Origin of the sequence: Acidiphilium sp., assembly GCF_049977125.1 — a bacterium.
Lineage (GTDB): Bacteria > Pseudomonadota > Alphaproteobacteria > Acetobacterales > Acetobacteraceae > Acidiphilium.
Genome location: NZ_JBMFGY010000294.1, coordinates 1 through 2,480 on the forward strand (window position 1 = coordinate 1; position 2,480 = coordinate 2,480).

Annotated in this window: 2 protein-coding genes; both read right to left on the minus strand. The window is 62.9% G+C overall.

Annotated features, from left to right (window positions below):
- Positions 1-1,049 (minus strand): tyrosine-type recombinase/integrase (locus ACP5E6_RS18250; protein WP_427956731.1); only part of this gene is annotated, 1,049 nt, incomplete at its 3' end.
- On the minus strand, positions 1,046-2,480 hold a 1,435-nt coding region (locus tag ACP5E6_RS18255; protein ID WP_427956734.1), incomplete at its 5' end, for a tyrosine-type recombinase/integrase. The genes ACP5E6_RS18250 and ACP5E6_RS18255, both read right to left, overlap by 4 nt.

A 2,480-nucleotide genomic window follows, 5' to 3' on the forward strand; every position in this document is an offset into this window, starting at 1 on the left:
TTGGCGAGCTTCTTCAGCCAGAGTTTCGATAATTCCCCGCTCCCCGACCGGCTGTAGCAGCTTTGGACCATTTGCTCGCTGGTGTGACCGAGCCCGGCGGCTGCGAGGCCGGCATCGGCCGGATTACGGGTCATTGTGGCGACGACGAAAGCATGGCGAAACACGTGGCTGTTCAGCGCACGGTTCAGATAGGACCGGCCGAATTTGTCGATGGCGATGGCAATGGCGGCTGGTAATATCCGGGTACCGCAGCGACCGACCCAGAGGAAGCCATGATCGTCGTTCTGCCGCAGCAGCGCGACACGGAACGTTGCCAGATAATGTTCGAGACGCACGGCCAATGGGGGCGGCATGTCGAACAGCAGGAAGCTGTCGTTTTTCACATTGTCGAGAAACGCGAGCCGCCAGCGACCACCGGCGCAGGTGAGATGCTCGCCAAACCGGATGCGGGTCAGATCGGCGAGGCGGAGCTCGAACAAGGCGGAGAAGGCGACGATCAGGCAGTTGCGTGCCAGTTGGCACGAGACGGTATCGGGCCGATCGGTCGGAATCGCGTCGAATACGCGATAGGCTGCGGCAAGTACGCTGGCGACATCGGGCCGCACGATTGGTTTGCGGGATGCCTCGACTTCTGCATGAGATGGCGCGGCCGGAAGCGCGTTGAACCAGTCAGGCATGTTGTCAGGGAGCAGGATCTGAAACCCGGTACGCAGTCGCCTCAACTCTTCATGCACCGACCCCGCCCGCATTCGGAGCCGTATATGGTCGACATAGTCGTTGACCAGTTCGCCGGTCAGCGCCAAGCCGATCGAGCCCTCGCTGGGCAGCAGGCCCCGGTAACTGACGTATGCCAGAAATCGCCCCATCGCCTGTGCGAGCCCGCGAACCGTTGGCGCCGCCAAATCTTGTAGGATGGCGTCCCGGTCGAAGCGGCCGGTCCGCGTTTTGACCCGGACCCAGCGCGCATGATCCTGGCTCGGCCATTGATCGATCTTGAGGCTCGAACGACCCTGATCTGCGGCGTCGGCCTTGGTGCGATCGCCGCTCATGACCGTTTCAGCTTCCGGCGCCGCCGTTCTATGAGCTCGGCATAGCCGCGGTTCACCGCCCGGCCGCGCTGGGCGGCGTAGAACCGCAGCGTGGTCGATTGATGCTTATGGCCGAGAACCCCCTGCGCGATGGCGGTCGCCCTCGGATCCTCGTCTAGAATGATGGTGCCGACATAGGCCCTGATCAGATGGCTGTTCACGTCGACACCCAATTCCCGCGTGATGACCCGCCTGATCTGGTGGGCCATGGACGTCGCCCGGTTGTGACCACCCTGCTTGCCGGGGAATAGCGCGGACGTCTCAGCACTCAGAAGCACGGGCCGGAAGCGGTTGACGAATTTGTCGATCATCGTCACCGTCCCACGCGAAAGAACACCTTCAACGCCCGGAGCACGCTTGGAGGCCCGACCCATCGCGATCCGGATGCCGGTGATCCGCCCCTTGGCATCGCGCGCAAAATCCTGAGCCAGATCGAGCATCGCGAGGTCGCAGCTCCGTAATGGTTTGTCGAACAATATCGCGAGGCCGATAGCATATTTGGCCGTATCGGCGGCGCGCTTGTGCTGTCCCGCTTTCTCGAACGTCAGTGTCTTGCGCCAAAGCGTTGCCGGCAGTTCGAGAAATCGCCGTTCGATTTTCGGGTCGTCGAATTGCGCCAGCCGTTCCAGCTTCTTTTTGGAAAACCCTCGATGGGGTGCTTTGACCGATCGGCAAATTTCGATCACGCGCTCGACGTCGCCAGGCGACAGGTTGCCCCATTGGCGGGCGGCGATCATCAGCGCCTGCGCGGTCGCCTCGGCACCCAGCGTCCAGCCGCCGTCGGGACAGTTCGCATCGGCATAATCATTCAGGATCGCCTCGACCGCAACCGGCGTCAGGATAGAACGCAGGGAGACCAGAGAGTCCGCCGCCCACCCTCTTGTGACGAGCCGATGTGGCGCCAGCGCTAGGATATGGCGGCGGGTGTGGACGGTGCTTTCCGCCGCCGGGCGCGAAAATCCCGGCACGAACCGGCCCGGATTGCGAAGCATGGCGGCATAGGCATCGAGATCGGCCTCAAAGCTTGGTGGAATGGCGTGCGCAGCGTCACGGATGTAGCGCGGGTTGCGGGTGGCGGGGAAGTCGGCGTGATCGCGCGCCAGGCGGTTCCAGCGATACCGGATCGTATTCGCGGTCTGATCGGGTGCCTTTGCGCTGGTTTTGCGGAGGATATCGGCATAGTCGGCCATATGCTCCCGGGTTACGGCATCGGGGGCGATGCCCCGCGCTTCGCAGAAAACGGCAAATGCCCGCATCATCGACCGGGCCGGATGATTGACCACGAATCCCAGGACGGTAGCCCACGCGGCCGAGGTGATCGGGGCACGTTGCGGGTTCGCCGGCAACCAGCCGGTTTTGCGTTGGACCGCCGCGAGGGATGATTTGATATTG